Genomic DNA, 22546 nt, shown 5'->3' with positions numbered 1-22546 from the left:
TCTATCCGTAGTCGCTGCCGCAGGCTGCGAAGGGTTGCGCAGCAACCCGTTTCCCGAGATCGGTGCAAAACCTTTTCAAGGGCCTGCGGCCCTTATCGCAGCCTTCGGCAGCGACTACAAAAAACCTGCTCCAAGCGGCAGAAAAGCGGCAGTCAGCGGTCAACCGTTGCCGCTTTTCTGGCATTGCCGCTGTCCGCAACCCGGCAAACCCTTGAAATACGGGGCTGTAAAAACTGGCACGGGGTTTGCTCTATCCCTGTCATGTAAAACCTGAATCACATTCTCAGGTCAGCCCACAAAGGTTTTCCGACATGAGCATCAGCTTCGATAAAGCGCTCGGTATCCATGAGCAAGCCCTGGGCTTTCGCGCTCAGCGTGCCGAGGTACTGGCCAACAACATCGCCAACGCCGACACCCCGAACTACAAGGCTCGGGATCTGGACTTTGCCTCTGTGCTCGCGGCACAGAGCGACAAAAACCAGAACGGCGCCTTTGCGTTGAACAAGACCAACACTCGCCATATCGAAGCCCAGGGCCTGAGCAGTGGCGACGAGTCGCTGCTGTACCGCACCCCGATGCAGCCCTCGATCGACCAGAACACCGTGGATGCTCAGTTGGAGCAATCGAACTACGCAGAGAATGCGGTCAACTTCCAGGCCAGCTTCACCCTGCTCAACAGCAAATTCAAAGGGCTGATGTCGGCCCTGCGTGGGGAGTAATCCATGTCTCTATCCAGTGTTTTCAATATTGCCGGTAGTGGCATGAGCGCCCAGACCACGCGCCTGAACACCGTGGCCAGCAACATCGCCAACGCCGACACCGTGTCTTCGAGCATCGACCAGACCTACCGTGCTCGTCACCCGGTATTTGCCACTATGTTTCAGGGCGCGCAAAGCACCACCGGCGACTCGCTGTTCCAGAATCAGGACGGTGCAGGCCAAGGTGTGCAGGTGCTGGGCGTGGTTGAGGACCAAAGCGAGCTTCAGGCCCGTTACGAACCTAACCATCCTTCTGCAGACGCCAAGGGCTATGTGTACTACCCCAACGTCAATGTGGTTGAAGAAATGGCTGACATGATTTCTGCCAGCCGTTCGTTCCAGACCAACGCCGAGCTGATGAATACCGCCAAAACCATGATGCAGAAGGTCCTGACCCTCGGTCAGTGATAAGGGGCGACGCAAATGAGTGTGACCGATTCCACCAGCGGCATGACCCTTAACCAGGTGCTTGCCAACTCCGCCCAGGCCAAGACCACCGATACCAGTCTGGCGGCGGCCTCGAAGGCTGCGTCCGGGAACACGGCGCTGGGCAAGGATGCGTTCCTGCAACTGCTGGTTACCCAACTGAAAAACCAGAACCCGCTGGACCCGCAGGACAACACTGCGTTCGTCGCGCAACTGGCCCAGTTCAGCAGCCTGGAAGGCATCACCACGCTCAACGATACGGTCACTTCGCTCTCGGGCAACTTCCAGTCTTCGCAAGCCTTGCAGGCCTCGTCGCTGGTGGGGCGCTCGGTGATTGTGCAAACCGGTGAGGCCTATGTGGACCCCGCCAGCGAAAAGCCATTCAACGGCACCGTGGTGGTCCAGGACGCCAACTCCAATCCCGTGATCAGCATTACCAATGCGGACGGTGAAGTGGTCCGCACGATCGACATGGGCACCCAGAAGGCCGGTAACGCGGGCTTTACCTGGGATGGCAAGGACGACGAAGGCGTGCTGCTGGACAAGGGCTCGTACACCTTCACCGCATCAAGCAAAACCGACACCGGCACGACGGCGCTCACCACCTACCTGCCAGCCACGGTTAACAGCGTGACCCTGAGCAAGACCGGTGGCGAAATCATGCTCAACCTCGCAGGCCTGGGCAGCATTGGCATATCCAAAGTCCAGACCATTGGCCTCTAAGCCGACTCATACGCCTCAAGGAGAGAAACATGTCATTCAATATCGGCCTTAGCGGCCTCTATGCGGCGAACAAGCAGCTCGACGTGACCGGCAACAACATCGCCAACGCTGCGACCACCGGCTTCAAATCTTCGCGGGCAGAGTTTGCCGACATCTACTCGGCCAACAAGCTGGGGATCGGCAGCAAGACCATCGGCAGTGGCGTGAACCTGGCAGCGGTTTCGCAAAACTTTGGTCAAGGTGCAGTCAACAACACCGGCAACCTTCTGGACATGGGGATTCAGGGCAGCGGCTTCTTCGTGCTGAGCGACAACGGCTCCTTGAGCTACACCCGTGCCGGTACGTTCAAGTCCGATAAAGACGGTTATGTGACCAGCTCTGATGGCACTGCGCGCTTGCAGGGTTATGGCGTGGATGCCAACGGCAATATCGTCAATGGCGTGCTGACCGACCTGCGTATCGACACCTCGAACCTGGCGCCCAAGCCTACAGGTTCGGTCACGTCCGAGATCAACTTGAACTCCAGCGCCGATGCGATCGATCAGGCCAAGGTCCCGTTCGATCCGACCGTCTCCACCAGCTACACCAAAAAATTCAGCACCACGGTCTATGACACCCAGGGCAACGCGCACCCGATGGACCAGTACATGGTCAAGACCGGTGGCAACAACTGGAGCGTCTATACCCTGATCGATGGCCGCAACCCGGATGGCACCTTGCCAACAGGCGAGAATGCCACGGCACCAGTGCCTTCAACCATGGCGTTTGATTCGGCCGGTGCGTTGACCAAGGTGACGCAGCCAGGCGCGGCTGATGACCAGGCTGAAAACACCCTGGTTGTCAGTGGCTGGAAGCCGGGCGCCATGATCAATGGCGAATGGAAAGACAACGGTGCGGCGTCCAAAGCGGGTGGCATCGTGATCAACATGGCCAAAACCACCCAGTACAACACCGATACTTCCCGTAACCCGCCCACCCAGGACGGCTATGCCACCGGCCAGATCAACAACCTGACCATCGATGGTTCGGGCGTGATGTTCGCCAACTTCAGCAACAACCAGAGCCGCGCCATCGGCCAGATTTCCCTGGCCAGCTTTACCAACGAGCAAGGCTTGCAGCCGGTGGGTGGCACCGCCTGGAAAGAAACCTATTCCTCGGGTGTGGCCGGTTACGACGCGCCGAAAATTGGCAGCCTGGGCGCCATCCAGTCCAACTCCCTGGAAGACTCCAACGTCAACCTGACCAGCGAACTGGTGGACCTGATCAAGGCGCAGAGCAACTACCAGGCCAACGCCAAAACCATCTCGACCCAAAGCACCATCATGCAGACCATTATTCAGATGACGTAATGGCGGGTCGCGGGAGGGTATGCCCGTCACCATTGTGGGAGCGGGCTTGCTCGCGATAGCAGCAGCGCGGTCTGGCAAGTGACCGCGTTGTCAGCATCGCAGGAAAGCCAGCTCCTACCCAAAGCGCGCAGGTTCAGGTGAACTCAACCCGCTCCGGCACTCGGGTCATCAGTACCTTGCCTCCACGAATCGAGACCCGCGCCTTGGCCTGGCGGCGCACCGCTTCGTAGTCGTTCTCGGCATCCAGCACCAGCAGATTTGCCGGACGGCCCACCGCAATGCCGTACCGCTCGCCCAGGTCGAGGGTGCGTGCGCTGTTGTCAGTGACCAGATCCAGGCAGCGCGCCAGGTCTTCAAAGCCCATCATGTGGCAGATATGCAAGCCGGCATCCAGCACCCGCAGGATGTTGCCGTTGCCCAATGGATACCAAGGGTCCTTGATCGAGTCCTGGCCGAAGCACACGTTCATCCCGGCCCGATCCAGTTCGCCAACCCGTGTCACGCCGCGACGTTTAGGGAAGCTGTCGAAGCGGCCCTGCAAGTGGATGCTTTCGGTCGGGCACGAGACGAAGTTGATGCCCGAAGCCTTGAGCAGGCGGAACAGTTTCGAGCAGTAGGCGTTGTCGTAAGAGCCCATGGCCGTGGTGTGGCTGGCGGTTACCCGGCTGCCCATACCGCGTACGCGGGCCTCTTCGGCCAGCACTTCAAGAAAGCGCGAATGGGGATCGTCGGTTTCGTCGCAGTGCACATCCACCAGGCAGCCGGTGCGCTCGGCCAGGTCCATCAAGAATTTGATTGAACTGACCCCTTGCTCCCGGGTGTTTTCAAAGTGCGGAATGCCGCCGACCACATCAGCGCCCAACTCCACGGCCAGGGTCATCAGCGCGCGCCCTGCGGCGTACGACTCGATACCTTCCTGCGGAAACGCAACGATTTGCAGGTCAACCAGATGCCGGGCCTCTTCGCGCACTTCAATCATCGCCCGCAGTGCGGCCAGGGTTGGATCGGTCACATCGACATGGGTGCGCACGTGCTGAATGCCATGCTCGGCCAGCATGCGCAGAGTGGTGTGGGCACGCTGCTTGGTATCTTCGTGGGTGATGGTTTCCTTGCGCTGTGCCCAGCGCTCGATGCCTTCGAACAGGGTGCCGCTCACATTCCACTCGGGCTGGCCCGCGGTCAGGGCTGCATCCAGATGGATATGGGGTTCAACCAGAGGGGCGATTAACAGTTGGTCGCGGGCATCGATATCACCGTTTTGCACGGGCACAGTGCCTTGCTGCAACGTGATGGCGCCGATGCGCTCGCCTTCGCAACTGACCGTGAACAGGCCGGGTGTTTTACGCAACGTGGCATTGATGATGTTCATGGGGCGTCCTGTTGTTGAATTCTGCAACCTGCAATGTAGTCGCTGACGAGGCAGGCAGGGGATTCCCGTCGTTTAATCGCGCAAAAAACAAAACCCCCGTTAAACCCAACTGTTACCAGGGTTTAACGGGGGTTTTTGGTCAGGCGGTTTGACCCGCCTGCCCGCTCAGGTTATTGGCAAGCTTCGCAATCCGGCTCGTCAATCGCGCAAGCCTTTGGTACCGGTGCTGGACCGGCAGGGGCTGCAGCGACGTCTTCGCTGTTGTTGCCGTTCGACACGGCGTTGAGCTTGCCCGTGTTGACGGTGGACTTCTCGGTGCTGGTCGCGGCCAGGGCACGGAGGTAGTAAGTGGTTTTCAGACCACGGTACCAGGCCATGCGGTAGGTCACGTCCAGCTTCTTGCCCGAAGCGCCAGCGATGTACAGGTTCAGCGACTGAGCCTGGTCGATCCACTTCTGACGGCGGCTGGCGGCGTCAACGATCCACTTGGTATCGACTTCAAACGCGGTGGCATACAGCTCTTTGAGCTCTTGCGGGATGCGTTCGATCTGCTGCACGGAACCGTCGTAGTACTTCAGGTCGTTGATCATGACCGAGTCCCACAGATCGCGCGCCTTGAGGTCGCGAACCAGGTACGGGTTGATCACGGTGAATTCGCCCGAGAGGTTCGATTTCACGTAGAGGTTCTGGTAGGTCGGTTCGATCGACTGCGATACGCCAGTGATGTTGGCGATGGTGGCGGTCGGTGCGATGGCCATGATGTTGGAGTTACGAATGCCTTTTTGTACACGGGCACGAACCGGTGCCCAGTCCAGGGATTCGTTCAGGTCAACGTCGATGTACTTCTGGCCACGCTGCTCGATCAGGATCTGTTGCGAGTCCAGGGGCAGGATGCCTTTGGACCACAGCGAACCCTGGAACGTCTCGTAAGCGCCGCGCTCGTCTGCCAGGTCGCAAGAAGCCTGGATTGCGTAGTAGCTGACCGCTTCCATCGACTTGTCTGCAAATTCCACGGCTGCTTGCGAAGCGTACGGAATGTGCTGCAGGTACAGAGCGTCCTGGAAGCCCATGATCCCCAGACCCACTGGACGGTGCTTGAGGTTCGAGTTGCGTGCTTGCGGCACCGAGTAGTAGTTGATGTCGATCACGTTATCGAGCATGCGAACGGCTACGTCGATGGTGCGCTTGAGCTTGTCGGTGTCCAGTTTGCCGTTGACGATGTGGTTCGGCAGGTTGATCGAGCCCAGGTTGCAAACGGCGATTTCGTCCTTGTTGGTGTTCAAGGTGATCTCGGTGCACAGGTTCGAGCTGTGGACCACGCCCACGTGCTGCTGCGGGCTGCGCAGGTTGCACGGGTCTTTGAACGTCAGCCACGGGTGGCCGGTTTCAAACAGCATGGACAGCATTTTGCGCCACAGGTCTTTGGCCTGGATGGTCTTGAACAGCTTGATCTTGCCCGGGTACTGGGACAGCGCTTCGTAGTACTCGTAACGCTCTTCGAAGGCCTTGCCGGTCAGGTCGTGCAGGTCCGGTACTTCGGATGGCGAGAACAGGGTCCACGGGCCGTCATCGAAGACACGCTTCATGAACAGGTCAGGGATCCAGTTGGCGGTGTTCATGTCGTGGGTACGACGACGATCATCACCGGTGTTCTTGCGCAGCTCGATGAACTCTTCGATGTCCATGTGCCAGGTTTCCAGGTAGGCACACACAGCGCCTTTGCGCTTGCCACCCTGGTTAACGGCCACAGCGGTGTCGTTCACGACCTTGAGGAACGGAACCACGCCCTGGGATTTGCCGTTGGTGCCCTTGATCCACGAACCCAGTGCACGTACTGGCGTCCAGTCGTTGCCCAGGCCACCGGCGAATTTGGACAACATGGCGTTGTCGTGAATCGCGTGGTAAATGCCCGACAGGTCATCCGGCACGGTGGTCAGGTAGCAGCTGGACAGCTGCGGACGCTGGGTACCGGCGTTGAACAGGGTCGGAGTCGACGACATGTAGTCGAAGGACGACAGCAAGTTGTAGAACTCGATGGCGCGGTCTTCTTTTTGCTTCTCTTCGATTGCCAGGCCCATGGCCACGCGCATGAAGAAGATCTGCGGCAGTTCGAAACGCACGCCATCGTGGTGGATGAAGTAACGGTCGTACAGGGTTTGCAGGCCCAGGTAGGTGAACTGCTGATCGCGCTCGTGGTTGATCGCCTTGCCCAGTTTTTCCAGGTCGAAGGTGGCCAGCACAGGGTTCAGCAGGTCGAACTCGATACCCTTGGCGATGTAGGCAGGCAGGGCCTTGGCGTACAGGTCAGCCATCTCGTGGTGGGTGGCGCTGTCAGCTACTTTCAGGAAGCTCAGGCCTTCGGCACGCAGGGTGTCCATCAGCAGGCGAGCGGTCACGAACGAGTAGTTGGGCTCGCGCTCTACCAGGGTGCGGGCGGTCATCACCAGGGCGGTGTTGACGTCGCTCAGCGCTACGCCGTCGTAGAGGTTTTTCAGGGTTTCGCGCTGGATCAGGTCGCCGTCAACTTCTTCCAGACCTTCGCAGGCCTCGGTGACGATGGTGTTCAGGCGGCCCATGTCCAGGGGTGCAAAAGTACCGTCGGCAAGGGTGATGCGGATCGACGGGTGAGCATTCACGGCGTCTTGGGCCGGAGCGCGGATGGCGCGTTCCTTGGAGCGGGCGTCACGGTAGATCACATAGTCGCGAGCCACTTTTTGCTCGCCGGCGCGCATCAGGGCCAGTTCAACCTGGTCCTGGATTTCTTCGATGTGGATGGTGCCACCCGATGGCATGCGACGCTTGAAGGTCGCGGTGACTTGTTCGGTCAGGCGCGCAACAGTGTCGTGAATGCGGGACGAGGCAGCAGCGTTGCCGCCCTCAACTGCGAGAAACGCCTTGGTGATGGCAACGGTGATCTTGTCATCGGTGTAAGGAACCACAGCCCCGTTACGTTTGATCACGCGCAGTTGGCCTGGCGCGGTCGCAGACAGATCCAGATTTGAATCGGAACCCTGCGAGTTCTCGCGAGTTGTATCGGTTTGCATGGGGGGTGTCTCCACATTCTCTATGTTTGTTTGGGCGCCTTTTGGGTGCCCACCGTTACGTCCTGAAGCACTACAACCGGTGATGAGCCGGGCATAACAACTTCGGGACGTACAGAAGGGGGGTTGAGCCGCTTCCGTGCCGAAGTCTTGATTCACGCAGACCGCGTGAAACCGTATTCCTGTTGGATGACAGTATTTTTACTGCAACACCCGGGCCGCTTTCCGACATTTACGTTGGAAAGCGGTTGCCATCCGCATGAGCGGTTTGGTCTTTAAAATCGTGTTTGGTTCACCAGGCAGGCGCGAGAAAAGGGCTTGAAATTCTCGTCTGAGTTGTGCTTGGTCTTTTTGCTTAAAACCCTACATATGGGGTTTTTTGGCTGGATAGATACAAGATATGCGTTTTGCCGAGTCTCTGCAACGTAGGATCTTGGCTTGAATCCATGCTCGATTTGTGTATGAAAGTATAAAAAACGGCGTAGGCCCCACAGGCTCTGCATCAGACCGTTTGTCACCAATTTTTACCGGATTAAACTGTGCGTGCTGAATTTTGAGGGCGCGAACCCTACCATAAAAAACAGCGCTGTCCGAACGCATTTTCAGGCGGGTGCAAAGATAGGAAAGGTCAAGGGGATATTGCTACGAAGAAGCACCGGGAAGGTCAGGGCAGACCTTCCCGGTCATTGAGCGAAATTACAGCAATTGGAAGCTGTTTTGCTGGACGTTTTGCGAATCGAGGCCGATCTGCACGTTGAATTCACCCGGTTCTGCGGCGTACTTCAATTGTGCGTTATAGAACTTCAAGTCGTTCTCGTCGATGTTGAACTGCACCACCTTTTCCTCGTCAGGCTGGAGCATGATCTTCTGGAAGTTTTTCAGTTCCTTGAGCGGACGGCTCATGGACGCGGTGACGTCCTGGATATACAGCTGAACCACTGTTTCGCCAGCACGCTTGCCGGTGTTTTTGACGGTCACGCTGGCCGTCAGGGTGGCACCCGGCTTCAAGGTCTTGGCCGACAGGCTGACATCCGACAGGCTGAAGTCGGTGTAGCTCAGGCCATAGCCAAACGGGTACAGCGGGCTGTTGGGCTCATCGAAATACTGCGAGGTGTAGTTGCCCGGCTTGCCCGGCGTGAACGGTCGGCCAATGCTCAGGTGGCTGTAATAAGTCGGAATCTGACCAACCGAGCGCGGGAAGGTAATCGGCAATTTGCCGGACGGGTTGTAGTCACCGAACAGCACGTCAGCGATTGCATTACCGCCTTCGGTGCCGCTGAACCAGGTTTCCAGCACTGCGTCGGCCTGTTGCTGTTGTACATCAATCGACAGCGGCCGGCCGTTCATCAATACCAGCACCAACGGCTTGCCCGTAGCCTTGAGCGCTGTAATCAGGGCGCGCTGGCTGGCAGGAATGTCGAGGTTGGTGCGGCTTGATGATTCGTGGGACATGCCCCGCGACTCGCCCACCACGGCAACCACCACATCTGCCTGCTGTGCTGCCTTGACCGCTTCGTCAATCATCACCTGCGCCGGGCGCGGATCATTGACCACTTCGGGTGCATCGAAGTTGAGGAAGTTGAGGTAGTCGACGATTTTCTGGTCGTCAGTGATGTTGGCGCCACGGGCATAGATCAAGTTGCCCTGTTCGCCGAGTGCGTTGCGCATGCCGTCGTATACGGTGACAGATTGTGCTGGCTGACCGGCCGCCGCCCAACTGCCCATGATGTCAATCGGGGCCTTGGCCAGCGGGCCAACCAGCGCGATGCGCGCCTCTTTTTTCAGCGGCAGGGTTTCAGACTGGTTTTTCAGCAGCACCAGGCTCTTGCGCGCCACTTCACGGGCTTCGCTGCGATGCAGGCGACTGTCGGCCTTGGTATCGACCGGATCATCTTCAGCCTTGCCGATCCGCAGGTACGGGTCGCCAAACAGGCCCATGTCGTATTTGGCGCCAAGCACCTCACGCACCGCGTTATCCAGATCGCTTTGCGGCACTTCGCCGGACTTGAGCAGGCCGGGCAACTCCTCACCGTAGGCCTTGTCGTTCATGCTCATGTCGATACCGGCCTTGATCGCCAGCTTGGCGGCCTCCCGGCTGTCCTTGGCCACACCATGCTTGATCAACTCGATGATTGCGCCGTGGTCGCTGACAGCAACGCCTTTAAAGCCCCAGTCCTTGCGCAGCAAATCCTGCATCAGCCACATGTTCGAGGTGGCCGGTATGCCATTGATCGAGTTCAGGGCCACCATCACGCTGCCGGCGCCGGCTTCAATCGCTGCATGGTAGGGCGGCAGATAGTCCTGGAACATGCGTGTCGGGCTCATGTCCACCGTGTTGTAGTCCCGGCCGCCTTCCACTGCGCCATACAGGGCGAAGTGTTTGACGCTGGCCATGATGTTGCCGGGCAGGGCCGGTGACGCGCCCTGATAGGCCTGCACCATGACCCTGGCGATGCGCGAGACCAGGTAAGTGTCTTCACCAAAGCCCTCGGAGGTACGGCCCCAGCGCGGGTCGCGGGCGATATCCACCATGGGTGCGAAGGTCAGGTCGATACTGTCGGCGCTGGCTTCCTTGGCGGCCACGCGACCGCTCAGGCCGATGGCATCCATGTCCCAGCTGGAGGCCAGGGCCAGGCTGATCGGGAAAATAGTGCGATGGCCATGGATCACGTCGTACGCAAAAAACATCGGGATCTTCAGACGGCTGCGCATGGCAGCGTCTTGCATCGGGCGGTTTTCGTCACGGCTGATGGAGTTGAAGGTGCCACCGATACGGCCTGCGGCGATTTCCTTGCGGATCATCTCGCGGGGCATTTCCGGGCCGATGCTGATCAGGCGTAATTGGCCGATCTTTTCATCGACGGTCATTTTCTTCAGCAGGTCAGCGACGAACACGTCTTTATGCGGGAGCGGGGCCGCAGGGGTTTGAGCCCACACGGTGTGACTGGCCAGGCTGATGACAATGCCCAGCAAACACATTTTTCTCATTGGATTCTTCTGCGCAGCCGCTCACTTGAAGCGAGGGAAGCCCACGCTTGTGCAGCGATATTGTTCTGGGGAGGTATCAGGAGTACTCGAATTAAAGAATTGACCTACCTTTAGAGCGGAGTATTCCTGAATGGTAGGCAGTCTTTTAGCTGATTCGCCGCGTGCAATCCAGTATTGCCGGGAGTTTTTAGGCGTGGTGTGTGGTCAATAACCAAATGTCGTTATTTCGGAGCGTCACAAGCATGGGAATACAAAGCGTTAGAGTTGTGGGCTGGAAAGTGATCGCCCTGCTGGCCTTGAGCAGCCTGCTGGCGGGGTGCGGGATCAACACCATTCCGACCCTGGACGAGCAGGTCAAGGCGGCCTGGTCGCAAGTGCAGAACCAGTATCAGCGTCGCTCGGACCTGATCCCCAACCTGGTCGAAACGGTCAAGGGCGCGGCCAAGCAGGAGCAAGCCACCTTGACGGCGGTGATTGAGGCGCGGGCCAAGGCGACCTCGATCCAGGTCGATGCCAGCACCCTGAACAATCCCGAAAAACTCAAGCAGTTCCAGGAAGCGCAGAACCAGCTGACGGGAGCCTTGAGCCGATTGATGGTGGTGTCCGAGCGTTACCCGGACCTCAAGTCGAACCAGAACTTCCTCTCGCTGCAGTCACAACTTGAAGGCACGGAAAACCGCATCAGCGTGGCCCGTCGCGACTTTATCCTTGCGGTAGAGCGCTACAACACTGAAATCCGCACCTTTCCGGGGCGTTTGTGGCATGCGGTGATGTACAGCGACCTGCCAGTACGCTCGACCTTTGAAGCCACCACCCCGGACGCCGACAAAGCGCCTGAAGTGAAGTTCTAATTGCTTGTGTGATGTTGTAGTCGCTGCCGCAGGCTGCGAAGGTTTGCGGAGCAAACCGTTTCCTCAAAGACCCTGCGAACCCCTTCGCAGCCTGCGGCAGCGACTACAAGAGTCCGGGCTTTAATATCGAGGTAGCGATGCGCTTATCAAGACCGGGGCTTGGCCTGTTGCTGTGGCTCTTTATAGCCACGGCCCAGGCACTGACCTTTCCCGCGCTCAGCGGGCGGGTGGTGGATGACGGGCAAATGCTTGATCCCGCCACTCGCCAGCAATTGACGCAAACCCTGCAAGCCCACGAAAAAGCCACCGGCGAGCAAGTGGTGGTGGTCACGGTGCCCGACCTGCAAGGCACCCCGATTGAAGACTTCGGCTACCAGTTGGGTCGCGCCTGGGGCATCGGCCAAAAGGACAAAAACAACGGCGCCTTGCTGATCGTGGCCCGTGACGACCGCAAGTTGCGCATCGAGGTCGGCTATGGCCTGGAAGATCGGCTCACTGACGCCCAGTTCTCTGTGATCATCAATCAGGTCATCACTCCGGCCTTCAAGGCAGGGAACTACAACCAGGGGATCAGCGACGGTGTCGGCGCCATCCTGCAGGTATTGGGCGGTGCTCCCTTGGCCGAACCGGCCTACGCCACCGGGCAGGGCGGCGGCAATGATTTCATGGCTGAGCACCCGGGCGTGGTTGTGCTGCTATTTATACTGTTTGTGCTGATTGTCGCTGCCTGCCAGTTCCTGGGCATCTGCCACTCGGGCGGTGGCGGTGGTTCGCGCTCGGGCGGTTTTGGGGGTGGCGGGTTCGGAGGAGGCGGTGGCGGAGGTTTTCGCGGCGGCGGTGGCAGCTTTGGCGGCGGCGGGGCCTCAGGCGGCTGGTAATTCATTTTTCAACGAGTATCGAGACTTATGGCTTTATTAACTCCAGAGCAACAGCGGCAGGTCGAAGAAGCCGTCACCCGTGCCGAATTGCACACCGACGCCGAAATTGTCACCGTGCTGGCTCCCCGTGCCGACGACTACAGCTACATCCCCTTGCTGTGGGCCAGCCTCATCGCCCTGGTGGTGCCCGCTGTGGTGCACTTTTTAAACAGCGGGCTGACGACTTACACGCTGCTGATGCTGCAGTGGGCCAGCTTTGTCTTCCTTAGTCTGATCTTTCGCCTCCCGGCCATCACCACCCGGCTCATTCCGCCCCGTGTGCGGCACTGGCGCGCGAGTAATCTGGCCCGACGCCAGTTTCTCGAACAGAAACTGCATCACACGGCGGGGCGCACCGGCGTGCTGATTTTTGTCAGTGAGGCTGAGCGTTATGTCGAAATCCTGGTAGACGAAGGCATCTCGCGTCATCTGGACAACAGCGACTGGGGTACCATCGTTAACGACTTCGTGCGGCGCGTGGCGCTGGGGCATACGGCAGAGGGCTTTATTACCTGCATCGATGCCTGTGCCGAAGTGCTCAAACAGCATGTGCCCAAGACGCAGACACGTAATCAATTACCGAATCGGTTGGTGATGTTGTAATTGCCGCTGTCTGAAATAACTCCGTGCCCCCGGCGGCCAACACGCCTAAAATGGCCGCCATTCGTTTTTTGATTTCCCCTCCTGCACCCCCGAGGCACCTTTTTCAATGTCAGTGACTGCTACCACCGCCGCGTCTGTGCCGGATCATCGTGCGCAATTTTTGAGCCTGCTGGAAACCGGCCTGGCCCAGAACTCCTTTATCAAGCTGGTCCTGGCCAAGTACGTGGGTGCTGAAGCCGAGCTGCAGCGGATCATCATCAAGCAGGTCACGGTCAAGGATCAGGCCTGCCTGTCGTTTGTGTATCGCTACAAAACCCGTGACATCACCAAGAACTTCCCGCTGCAAGAGGGCGTGGCCAACATTGCCGAGCTGCTGCCGGAAGCGTTCAAGAACGCACATTTGTTGACCCTGACCGACGAAGTGCAGCTGGAATACAGCAAAAAAGGCAAAAGCTCGCTGTTCAAAGGCAAAAGCCAGCAAGAGCGGGAAGTGCCGTCGGCCGAGCACAACCGTGAAAAGAACCGCTTTGTGGATCTGACTCGGCCGTTTCTGGCTGATCTGGGCGTGACCAACAAGCAGCAAGAACTGATCCCGGCGATGTCGCGCAAGTGGAAGCAGATCAACAAGTTTATCGAGGTGTTTTCCCACGCCCTAAGTAACTCGCCCCTCAAGCTGGATCAACCGGTCAAGGTGGTGGATTTTGGTTCGGGCAAGGGTTATCTGACGTTTGCCATCCACGATTACCTGCGCCACAGCCTGCAAGCCGAAGGCCTGGTGACCGGGGTTGAGTTGCGCGAAGACATGGTCACGCTGTGCAACAACGCCGCTCAGCGCCTCGAACATCCGGGCCTGACGTTCCAGCATGGTGATGTGCGCAGTTTTGCGCCGACCCCGATCGACGTAATGATCGCGCTGCATGCCTGCGACATTGCCACCGACTACGCCATCCATATGGGGATTCGCTCCGGGGCTGCGATCATCATGTGTTCGCCGTGCTGCCATAAGCAGATCCGCCTGCAAATCCAGAGCCCGGCATTGCTCAAGCCGATGCTGCAATACGGCCTGCACCTGGGCCAGCAGGCCGAAATGGTCACTGACAGCTTGCGCGCACTGTTCCTGGAAGCCTGCGGTTATGAAACCAAGGTGTTTGAGTTCATCTCCCTGGAGCACACCAACAAAAACAAGATGATCCTCGCGGTCAAGCGCGCCGAGCCGCTTGATCCGGCTCAGCTGTTGGTGAAAATCCAGGAGCTCAAGGCGTTCTACAACATCCAGGAACACTGTCTTGAAACGCTGCTGCAGGCCGATGGCTTGCTGAAATAAGCCTGTAAGTTGCGTCTGGCGGGTACGTAGTACTTGGCTATTACCCGCTTGGGCGCTGAGGGGTTACTTTGGCTACTCTTACTGGCCCAAGGTCTTACCCCACAGGAGCACGCACCATGGCAGCGAAAAAAATTCTGATGCTGGTCGGCGATTACGTCGAAGACTACGAAGTGATGGTGCCGTTTCAGGCGCTGTTGATGGTCGGTCATCACGTGCACGCCGTGTGCCCGGGTAAGACCTCTGGCCAAACCGTGCGTACCGCCATCCACGACTTCGAGGGCGACCAGACCTACAGCGAAAAACCCGGCCATCTGTTTGCCCTGAATTTCGATTTCGACAAGGTTAAAGCCAGCGATTACGACGCTCTGCTCGTGCCGGGTGGTCGTGCACCGGAATACCTGCGCTTGAACGAAAAGGTTCTTGAACTGGTTCGTGATTTCGACACGGCGGGCAAGCCGATTGCGGCGGTGTGCCATGGTGCGCAACTGCTGGCGGCGGCGGGCACGCTTGAAGGACGTGAATGCAGTGCTTATCCGGCGTGTGCACCGGAAGTGCGTCTGGCGGGCGGTACGTATATCGACATCGACGTGACCAAGGCCCATGTACAGGGCAACCTGGCTACCGCTCCTGCCTGGCCGGCACATCCTGCATGGCTTGCGGCGTTTCTGGGCTTGTTGGGCACCAAGATCACTTTGTAGGAAGGAGGCGTGACCATGTGTGAACTGTATGTAAAAGCCGATCCGATTCTTTACGAGTCACGTTCGCGCTCATTGCGTATTTGCGGCGTGGTCACGACGTTGCGCCTGGAAAACCAGTTCTGGGACATTCTCAGTGAAATCGCCGAAGCAGACGGCATGACCACCAACCAATTGGTGGCCAAGCTGTATGAAGAGGTCATGGATTATCGCGGCGAAGTGGTCAACTTTGCCTCGTTCCTGCGCGTGAGTTGCACCCGCTACTTGAGCCAGCGCCGGGTGCAGGCGCCGGAGTTGAGTGTGGTAGCACGTCACAGTAACCGCTCTCTCCCGCAATAGCGCTTGCGGGTGTGAGCGGCACACACCTGTGGGAGCCGGGCTTGCCCGCGATGGCGTCGACGCGGTGGGCCAGATACACCGTGCAGGCCGAATCGCGAGCAAGCCCGCTCCCACAGAGGGTTTGCCGGATCAGCCAACTCAGAAGAACCGCGTTACGCTGACCTTGGCATTGCGGCCCTGGCTGTAGGCGTTATCGCCGCTGAGCATCGGGCGAAAGCTGTTATTGAACATATTGTCCAGGGTGAAGTTGACCTCGGTGCCCTTGAGGTACGGCTGTTGCGGCTTCCAGTTGGCAAACAGGCCCTGCACGTTGTAGCCGTCGTTGTTGTAGTGATCCCAGTAACGGTCACCCAGAACGCTGATCGGGCTGCTGTAGTAATCGTCGCTCGGTCTGCGGTCTGTTTTACGCACCCATTCTCCCTTCCAGCCAACGCGAGCATCCAGGCTCGGTATTTTGGTGCCCAGTACGGCAATCCATTTTGGTGCAGGCACGTCTCGGGCCCAGACGTTGGGGCCCCACGGGTTGGTGTAGGCGCCTTCGTGTTTACCCGTCATCCATGCGTACGACAGTGAGCCGAACACGTAGGTGGACTCGTAAAAGCTCTCAACCTCAAACCCTTTGATCGTCACACTGCCAATATTGCGGTAGTTGGGCATATTGGGGCCGCAGGCTGTGCTCATGCTGACATCGACTGTTTGTGCGGCACAGCCCACACCTGTGGCTTTGAAAATCTCGTCGTCGACGGTGTTGTGGAACAGGGTGGTGCGCACCAGGGCGTGGTCGCTGTCGCCGAAAATCTGATCAAACGTGGTGATGTTTCCCCCGCGCCAGCCGGTGATGCGCTCGGGATCCAGGCTCCGGCTGCTGGAGGTGCGGCTGCCAGTGCCCTGGACTTCGTATTGCTCGTCGATCACCGGGGCGCGCCAGGTCTTGCTGTAGTTAACGAACAAGGCTGTTTTCGGGGTAATTGTCCAGAAGGCCGACAGGCGAGGCGACCAGCCAGTGTAGGTTTTGTCGCTGTAGTCGTGACCCAGTTCCGGATGGTTGTAAAAGGGCGCGTCGTTTTCCTGACCGCGATTGCGCACATGGTCGTAACGCATGGACGGGGTCAAGGTGAAGTCGCCCCAAGTGATGGCGTCCTGAAGGTAGACGCTGTTGGTATTGACCTTGCCCCGTGGCATGAAGTTGGGTTGGTAGTGGCCGTAATTGTACTTCTCTGTTTCGTAATTCCCGCCTGGCATCCACATGTCCACATCACGCTGATGTCTGCGAAATTGCACGCCGGTGGTCACGGCATGGTCCAGCGGGCCGGTGGCAAACAGGCTGATGTTTTCGATCTGCAGCATGTCATCGGTGTAGCCGGTTTCCATCTTGCGCCCGCCGGTGGTGGGCTGGGTGTGGGCCTGTTCGCTGCGCTTGTCGGTTTGTTCGGTGTTGGAGTGGGAGTACTTGACCTCAAGGTCTACCAGGGGGTTGTCCAGAGGCTCGTATTTGTATTGGGTCGACCAGGTGGTGTCGATGGTTGAGCGGTTGGACAGGTATCGTCGGGAGGCAATGTCATAGCCATATTTGGCAATGTTGGCCTTGCTGGGTGGCTCCGGATAGCTGACAGCCGAGAAGGGCACCCACAGGTCATTGTTCGCCCGTGAGTAAGACATGCCGACGCGGTGTTCGTCATTGAGTCTCAGGTTGAGCTTGAGCAGTTGCGCGTCCAGATCCTGGGCGGTGTTGGGCAGGCGCTTGGGATTGACCGGGTACAGGTTTTTCGGATCGGGCATCGTGTCGGCCAGCTTCATGTTGTCGCCGTCGCGTTTGGTGTAGTACACCAGTGCATCGGCGCGGCCATCTTCGGTGCGGCCGTACGCGGCACCGCTGTAAACCTGTTGATGATCATTGCTGCTGTAGCCGTACTTGAGCATGGCGCCAACGTCTTTGCCGTCTTCGAGCAAGTCCGGGGCATCTTTGGTTTCCATGTGTACGACGCCAGCAAAACCACCATTGCCGGTGTGTATGTCATGGGGGCCTTTTTCTACTTCAAGGCGCTTGATCAGCTCGGGCTCGATAAAAATCGTGCCCTGTTTGTAGCGCTCAAAGCCGCTTTTGGTCGCGCCATCCACCGTCATTTGAACGTCTTCGGCTTCGCCCATGCCCCAGATATTGATGGTCTGACCGCCAGGCTTGAGCGATCCGCCGAGGTTGATGCCCGGCAGTGTGGCCAGCAGGCTGGGGATGTTGTTGGCCTGATACTGATTGATCTGGGTTTGGGTCATGGTCGATTTGCCGACGCTGCTGGAGTCGACCTCGTTGCCATTACCCACGACGCTGACTGCGCCGAGTTCAAGGCTGTTGCTGGTGGTGGTGCCGTCTTCCCGAGGCCGGACAACGTAGGTGCGGTCGACCTGGATCAAGCTGAAGTCGGTGCCCTTGAGCAGTAGCTGGATGGCCTGTTGTGGTGTGAAGTCGCCTTTGAGCGCGGGGGCTTTTATGTTGCGTAGCAGGGCTTCGTCAAACAGCAGCTGGATTTTCGCTTGCTGTGCCACCTCACTCAGTGAGCTGGCCAGCGATTGTGCCGGCAGCTGCAACTGGAACGACTGGGCATGGGCTTGCAGGCTGATCGCCAGGCAAGCCGCCGCCAGTGTCGGGCGCGCGTAAACGTGCGAGAAGTGATGTGGTGTGCGAAACATGAAATCCCCCGGTGTGGCAACAAAGGCCAAAAAGACATGCGTTAGCAACGCAGACCGGAGGAAGACGCGACAGCCTGAAAAAACCACATATGCGAATGCAAAATATTCGCATATGTTTTTTTAGCGAGGTTCGATGCGGATGATTCCGTTGTCCAGCAGCACGTTTTTTACCGGGATCAACGCGGGAAGGGCCTTGACCAGTGCCAGTGGATCGCGGGTGTCCAGGTTGCCGGAGACCTTGTAGCGAGCGAGGGGGCCATCGGCAAGCTGGATGACGCCGGGGCGGTACAGGTCCAGCTCGTCCACCAGGCTGGCCAGTTCGCGATTGCGAAAGGACAGGTGCCCGCTGCGCCAGTCCGCCACTTCATCAGGGCCCAGGTTTTGCTCTTGCAGTGAGTGCCTGGCGTAGTCGTAGGTGGCGCGTTGCTGAGCGCCAAGCAGGGTTGAAGAGGTGGCATCGGGGGTAAACGCAACCTGGCCATGGGCGACACTGACCACCAATTGGCGTGAGCTGCGCCGGACATCGAATCCGGTGCCGACTACCCGGATGCGCGCATCGCCAGCATGCACCACCAGTGGTTGCTCTTTATTGGCCGCTACGTCGATATAGAACTGGCCCTGATCCAGATATATATCGCGTTGTTGTGCGCTGAATTCGAGGCGTACCCGGGTGTTGGCATTGACATTCAAGGTGCTGCCGTCAGGCAGTGATACCGTGCGCCCGCCTTGGGCCGAGGTGCTCACGTGCTGCTGGTGCAGGGCCACTGGGGCTCCCAGGTTCAGCGCAAAGACGGCGCACAGGACGGCGGCCGCGGTGGCCAGCGCTGCGTTGAATCGCCGGGGGCGCACGGGAAGCGTTACGGGACGGTTTACCCGTTCAAGTTCGCCCAGATCAGCCCACAGGGATTGGAATTCGGCATAGGCCTGTGCATGGGCCGGGTTGGCATGCCACCTGTTGAATTGCTCTCGGCTGGATGGGTCGCGCTCGTTACGATTGCGCGAAAACCAATGGGCCGCCTGTTCATCGATGCTCTCGTGCCCGGCTTCTTGAAAAGGACTCATTTTGGCTGCTCCTTGCCGCTGTCCCGTTGTAGATGTTGCTTGCAGTGCAGTAAGGCCAGGGCAATGTGCTTTTCGACCATGCTCACGGAAATCCCCATGCGTGCGGCAATCTGTGCCTGACTCAAGCCTTCAAAACGGTGCAGCATAAGGGCTTCGCGGCGCCTGGGCGAGAGTTCTGCAAGCACGCTTTTGAGCTGCTCAAGGCGCTGCTGACGCTGGGCCGCGGCCATCGGGTCATCCCTCTCATCACTTAAGGGTTCGGCTTCACTCTCGGCGTGCTCTCCGTGCACGGCTTGTCGTACTTGCTGGCGCCGCCAGTGGTCGCGCAACAGATTGCGCGCCATCTGAAATAAAAAAGCCCGTGGCTGCTCGACCTTGGCCCGGTCCTGATAACCCAGCCATTGGGTGAAAACATCCTGGGTCATGTCGGCTGCATCGCTGGTGTTGTCGGTGCGCTTGCGCAGAAAGTGCAGAATTTGCGTATAGAACTCGCGAAAGTGATCGGCCGCGGGCGGGTCGGGTTTAAGGCCTGACATGAAGATCCTTGTGAACACAGCGATGCAAATAAGTCGCGAATGGTATCGATAACCATTGCTATTTGTCTCGTTGAAAATGCGTGTCCCGTTCATTCCTGTCGATAAATGGATAAATAGCCTGTGGGGTCTTTACTGAATAAGCGCAGGCACCCTTATTTTCAGGAGAAAGGCTATGTCGGGTTGGTACGAATTGAGCAAGACCAGCAGCGGGCAGTTTCGTTTTGTATTGAAAGCGGCGAATGCCGAAACGATATTGGTCAGTGAGCAGTACACCACGCTCGCGGCGGCCAAGGCCGGGATTGCCTCGGTTCAGGCCAACAGCCCGCTGGATGAGCGCTACGAGAAAAAAGCGGCCAAGGATGGCAAGCCCTACTTCAATCTGAAGGCGGCCAATCACCAGGTCATTGGTACCAGTGAGTTGTACAGCTCAGAGGCCGCGCGGGACAAAGGCATTGCCAGTGTCAAACACAACGGCCCGACGACGGTGATCAAAGAGAAGCTCTGAGGGACGTGGTGTGGGTCAAGCCTCTACCGGCACGGAGTGTCGGCTGAGGCCCAGCGGGTGAGTCTTTGAATTGAAGAAGCGAAGTGCCAGTTTCTTTTCGGCAAACAGCGCGGTGTAATGGTTTTTCTGGAAACGGATAAACGCCTCGCTGCGCGGGTAGATGGCGATGCACAGGGTTTTGAGCGGCGCCAGGCGCAAGGCGTCGATCAGGTGTTGGTCCTGCTCGCTCAAGCTATGGCCAAAAATGCACAGCGCGTCTTTATGAGCCATTAGCTGCTCATGGCAAAAAGACAGGTAATCGGACTGGCGAATGGATTTGCGCTTGTCGTCACTGCTGGTTTCGCTGACAAATAACGGTACATCGTCCAGTGCGCTGATCGAGTGGTTAATGGCGAAGTTGCTCAACAAGGTGGGCTCGCTGGCCGTGATTTTCCGGGCCTTGCCTTCCTGATTCCTGACCAGGTGCAACGCTCCGTGCAGGTAGAGCATGCGGGTGGTTTTGCCCTTGGCGGCGCTCGCACTCAATTCAAAGGTCGAACCGGATGCATTGAACAGGTCATTGAACTGCTTGGGTGCCTGCATGACAGCCCAGGGCGCCAGCAGGTCGTAGTTGGAACAATACACGGTGGCATAGCGCGCCAGTTCCTCGTGCCAGCAAGCCAGGGTGTCGGGCTGCATCAGGCGCCAGGGGATGTGGATGTCCTGAGTGCAGTTGATCAGGGCTTCCTTGATGGCGTAATAGCGTTTGCGCGGTGAGGCCGAGTTGATGGCCAGTGCCTTGTTGACCTTGCTCGCGGTCTTGAGGGCGCTCAGTACATGTTCGAAATTGCGGGTGCCAAGGGCTTCGAACACGCTGAGTTCGGTCTGGCTCAGCGGTTTTTCGGCTACGCTCTTGGCTTTATCAAACAGTGAGTCGTAATAGAAGTCATGCCACACGGCCATGCTCGCGCCGTTACCGATCAGCAGACCGCTGCACGGCGTGCTGGTGCGTAACTGGTTCCAGTCTTCTAGTTCGGCATCAAATTCCTGGAAGGGTGTCATCGCAAATATCGTCTCAAGGCGTGGGCGGTAGCGGACTTTATCACGCTCAAGTGTTGAGCCAGATCAACATTGCTGCATTGTGATTGGGCGAAGCTGTAAAGAACCGATTTAGCCAATGACCCGTCAAGAGGACTCGACATGACCAGTACTTTCTTTATTCCCGCCGTCAACATCATGGGTAATGGTTGTCTGGACGAGGCCATGACTGCGATCCGCAACTATGGCTTTCGCAAGGCATTGATTGTGACCGACGCGGGGCTGGCCAAGGCGGGGGTTGCGACCTTGATCGCTGAAAAGCTCGCGCTGCAAGACATTGATTCGGTGATTTTTGACGGTGCCAAACCTAACCCGAGCATTGCCAACGTAGAGGCGGGACTGCTGGTGCTCAAGGCGCAGCACTGCGACTTTATCGTGTCGCTGGGCGGCGGTTCGCCCCATGACTGCGCCAAGGGCATTGCGCTGTGCGCGACCAATGGCGGGCATATCCGTGATTACGAAGGTGTCGATCGCTCGGCCAAGCCGCAAATGCCGCTGGTTTCGATCAACACCACGGCTGGTACGGCCAGTGAAATGACGCGTTTTTGCATCATCACAGACGAAGAGCGCCACGTAAAAATGGCCATTGTCGACCGCAACGTCACGCCGCTGCTGTCGGTCAACGACCCTGAGTTGATGGTCGCGATGCCTAAAGGCCTGACGGCAGCCACGGGCATGGATGCGCTGACCCATGCCATTGAGGCTTATGTGTCGACCGCAGCCAACCCGATTACCGATGCCTGCGCGATCAAGGCAATGGAGCTGATCAGTCAGAACCTGCGCCAGGCGGTGAATGACGGCAAGGACCTGACGGCGCGCGAAAACATGGCTTACGCGCAGTTCATGGCCGGTATGGCCTTTAACAACGCATCCCTGGGCTTTGTGCATGCGATGGCCCACCAGTTGGGCGGGTTCTATGACTTGCCCCATGGTGTGTGCAACGCAGTATTGCTGCCCCATGTGCAAACCTTTAACGCCAGTGTGTGCGCGGCTCGTTTGACCGACGTGGCCCATGCGCTGGGTGCCGATGTGCGCGGCCTGAGCCCGGAAGAGGGCGCCCAGGCGGCCATTGCGGCGATTCGTACGCTGGCCAGGGACGTCGAGATTCCGGCGGGGCTGCGTGATCTGGGGGCCAAGCTGGATGACATCCCGATCCTGGCCACCAATGCCCTGAAAGATGCGTGTGGTTTGACCAATCCGCGCAAGGCAGATCAGGGGCAGATTGAGGAAATCTTCCGTAACGCGTTTTAAGCGGGCTGGTTTGAGGGCATAAAAAACGGCCGGGTTATTAACCCGGC

Annotated in this window: 19 protein-coding genes; 12 read left to right on the top strand and 7 right to left on the bottom strand. The window is 58.3% G+C overall.

Translation table 11 applies throughout. The features are described from left to right. Nucleotides 1-311 precede the first annotated feature (311 nt). Genes flgB through flgE form a run of 4 tightly spaced genes read left to right on the top strand, consistent with a single transcriptional unit; the run spans nucleotide 312 to nucleotide 3256 of the window. Nucleotides 312-719 (top strand): flagellar basal body rod protein FlgB, encoded by a 408-nt coding sequence (gene flgB, locus AC19YQ_RS18010; protein ID WP_133077354.1) that lies wholly within the window; start codon nucleotides 312-314, stop codon nucleotides 717-719. A 3-nt stretch (nucleotides 720-722) separates the two neighbouring features. After that, the gene (flgC, locus tag AC19YQ_RS18005) at nucleotides 723-1166 is read left to right on the top strand and encodes a flagellar basal body rod protein FlgC (protein ID WP_133077355.1); all 444 of its coding nucleotides are present in this window, start codon (nucleotides 723-725) and stop codon (nucleotides 1164-1166) included. Nucleotides 1167-1181: 15 nt separating this feature from the next. Next, nucleotides 1182-1907, top strand: coding sequence for a flagellar hook assembly protein FlgD (locus AC19YQ_RS18000; protein WP_219262054.1), 726 nt, complete (start codon nucleotides 1182-1184; stop codon nucleotides 1905-1907). 29 nt (nucleotides 1908-1936) lie between these two features. Then, a complete protein-coding gene (flgE, locus tag AC19YQ_RS17995; RefSeq protein WP_133077357.1) occupies nucleotides 1937-3256 on the top strand; it encodes a flagellar hook protein FlgE in 1320 nt (439 codons plus the stop codon). 133 nt (nucleotides 3257-3389) lie between these two features. Here the strand turns inward: flgE and codA are convergent, their stop codons facing one another. The 3 genes from codA to bglX all read right to left on the bottom strand — a co-directional run bounded on the left by codA (nucleotide 3390) and on the right by bglX (nucleotide 10654). Further along, on the bottom strand, nucleotides 3390-4625 hold the full coding sequence (gene codA, locus AC19YQ_RS17990; protein ID WP_338648660.1) for a cytosine deaminase: 1236 nt from the start codon (nucleotides 4623-4625) through the stop codon (nucleotides 3390-3392). A 170-nt stretch (nucleotides 4626-4795) separates the two neighbouring features. After that, nucleotides 4796-7669 (bottom strand): ribonucleoside-diphosphate reductase subunit alpha, encoded by a 2874-nt coding sequence (locus tag AC19YQ_RS17985; RefSeq protein WP_133077359.1) that lies wholly within the window; start codon nucleotides 7667-7669, stop codon nucleotides 4796-4798. 693 nt (nucleotides 7670-8362) lie between these two features. Continuing rightward, a complete protein-coding gene (gene bglX / locus AC19YQ_RS17980) occupies nucleotides 8363-10654 on the bottom strand; it encodes a beta-glucosidase BglX (RefSeq protein WP_338648659.1) in 2292 nt (763 codons plus the stop codon). Between the two features lie 242 nt (nucleotides 10655-10896). On the opposite strand from bglX, the gene AC19YQ_RS17975 reads away from it, so the two are divergent. The 6 genes from AC19YQ_RS17975 to AC19YQ_RS17950 all read left to right on the top strand — a co-directional run bounded on the left by AC19YQ_RS17975 (nucleotide 10897) and on the right by AC19YQ_RS17950 (nucleotide 15383). Next, on the top strand, nucleotides 10897-11505 hold the full coding sequence (locus AC19YQ_RS17975) for a LemA family protein (protein ID WP_500595621.1): 609 nt from the start codon (nucleotides 10897-10899) through the stop codon (nucleotides 11503-11505). 137 nt (nucleotides 11506-11642) lie between these two features. Continuing rightward, complete coding sequence (locus AC19YQ_RS17970; protein WP_500595620.1) at nucleotides 11643-12383, top strand: TPM domain-containing protein; 741 nt, start codon at nucleotides 11643-11645, stop codon at nucleotides 12381-12383. A 27-nt stretch (nucleotides 12384-12410) separates the two neighbouring features. Then, a complete protein-coding gene (locus AC19YQ_RS17965; RefSeq protein WP_133077363.1) occupies nucleotides 12411-13025 on the top strand; it encodes a TPM domain-containing protein in 615 nt (204 codons plus the stop codon). Nucleotides 13026-13131: 106 nt separating this feature from the next. Next, nucleotides 13132-14349 carry a class I SAM-dependent methyltransferase gene (locus AC19YQ_RS17960; RefSeq protein ID WP_133077364.1) on the top strand — a complete coding sequence of 406 codons (1218 nt, stop codon included), beginning with the start codon at nucleotides 13132-13134 and terminating at the stop codon, nucleotides 14347-14349. A 116-nt stretch (nucleotides 14350-14465) separates the two neighbouring features. Continuing rightward, a complete protein-coding gene (locus AC19YQ_RS17955; protein ID WP_133077365.1) occupies nucleotides 14466-15047 on the top strand; it encodes a DJ-1/PfpI family protein in 582 nt (193 codons plus the stop codon). Nucleotides 15048-15062: 15 nt separating this feature from the next. Further along, complete coding sequence (locus AC19YQ_RS17950) at nucleotides 15063-15383, top strand: ribbon-helix-helix domain-containing protein (RefSeq protein ID WP_133077366.1); 321 nt, start codon at nucleotides 15063-15065, stop codon at nucleotides 15381-15383. A gap of 138 nt (nucleotides 15384-15521) precedes the next feature. Here AC19YQ_RS17950 and AC19YQ_RS17945 read toward each other — a convergent pair whose 3' ends face one another. The 3 genes from AC19YQ_RS17945 to AC19YQ_RS17935 form a co-directional block, all read right to left on the bottom strand. Beyond that, complete coding sequence (locus AC19YQ_RS17945; RefSeq protein WP_338648658.1) at nucleotides 15522-18068, bottom strand: TonB-dependent receptor; 2547 nt, start codon at nucleotides 18066-18068, stop codon at nucleotides 15522-15524. A 120-nt stretch (nucleotides 18069-18188) separates the two neighbouring features. After that, a complete protein-coding gene (locus AC19YQ_RS17940) occupies nucleotides 18189-19130 on the bottom strand; it encodes a FecR family protein (RefSeq protein ID WP_338648657.1) in 942 nt (313 codons plus the stop codon). Then, nucleotides 19127-19666: an RNA polymerase sigma factor gene (locus AC19YQ_RS17935; RefSeq protein ID WP_133077369.1), complete on the bottom strand. Its 540-nt coding sequence runs from the start codon at nucleotides 19664-19666 to the stop codon at nucleotides 19127-19129. The genes AC19YQ_RS17940 and AC19YQ_RS17935 overlap by 4 nt, the downstream gene beginning before the upstream one ends. 172 nt (nucleotides 19667-19838) lie before the next feature. Between AC19YQ_RS17935 and AC19YQ_RS17930 the strand changes: the two genes are divergently transcribed. Further along, entirely contained in the window at nucleotides 19839-20171 is a 333-nt protein-coding gene (locus AC19YQ_RS17930; RefSeq protein WP_133077370.1) for a YegP family protein, read from the top strand. Nucleotides 20172-20186: 15 nt separating this feature from the next. Here AC19YQ_RS17930 and AC19YQ_RS17925 read toward each other — a convergent pair whose 3' ends face one another. Continuing rightward, on the bottom strand, nucleotides 20187-21212 hold the full coding sequence (locus AC19YQ_RS17925) for a DUF4917 family protein (protein ID WP_326427255.1): 1026 nt from the start codon (nucleotides 21210-21212) through the stop codon (nucleotides 20187-20189). Nucleotides 21213-21350: 138 nt separating this feature from the next. On the opposite strand from AC19YQ_RS17925, the gene yiaY reads away from it, so the two are divergent. After that, nucleotides 21351-22499 (top strand): L-threonine dehydrogenase, encoded by a 1149-nt coding sequence (gene yiaY, locus AC19YQ_RS17920; RefSeq protein ID WP_133077372.1) that lies wholly within the window; start codon nucleotides 21351-21353, stop codon nucleotides 22497-22499. Nucleotides 22500-22546 lie beyond the last annotated feature (47 nt).

The organism is Pseudomonas sp. MF06569 (assembly GCF_059862735.1).
This window is presented reverse-complemented; position numbering and strand designations above follow the sequence as displayed.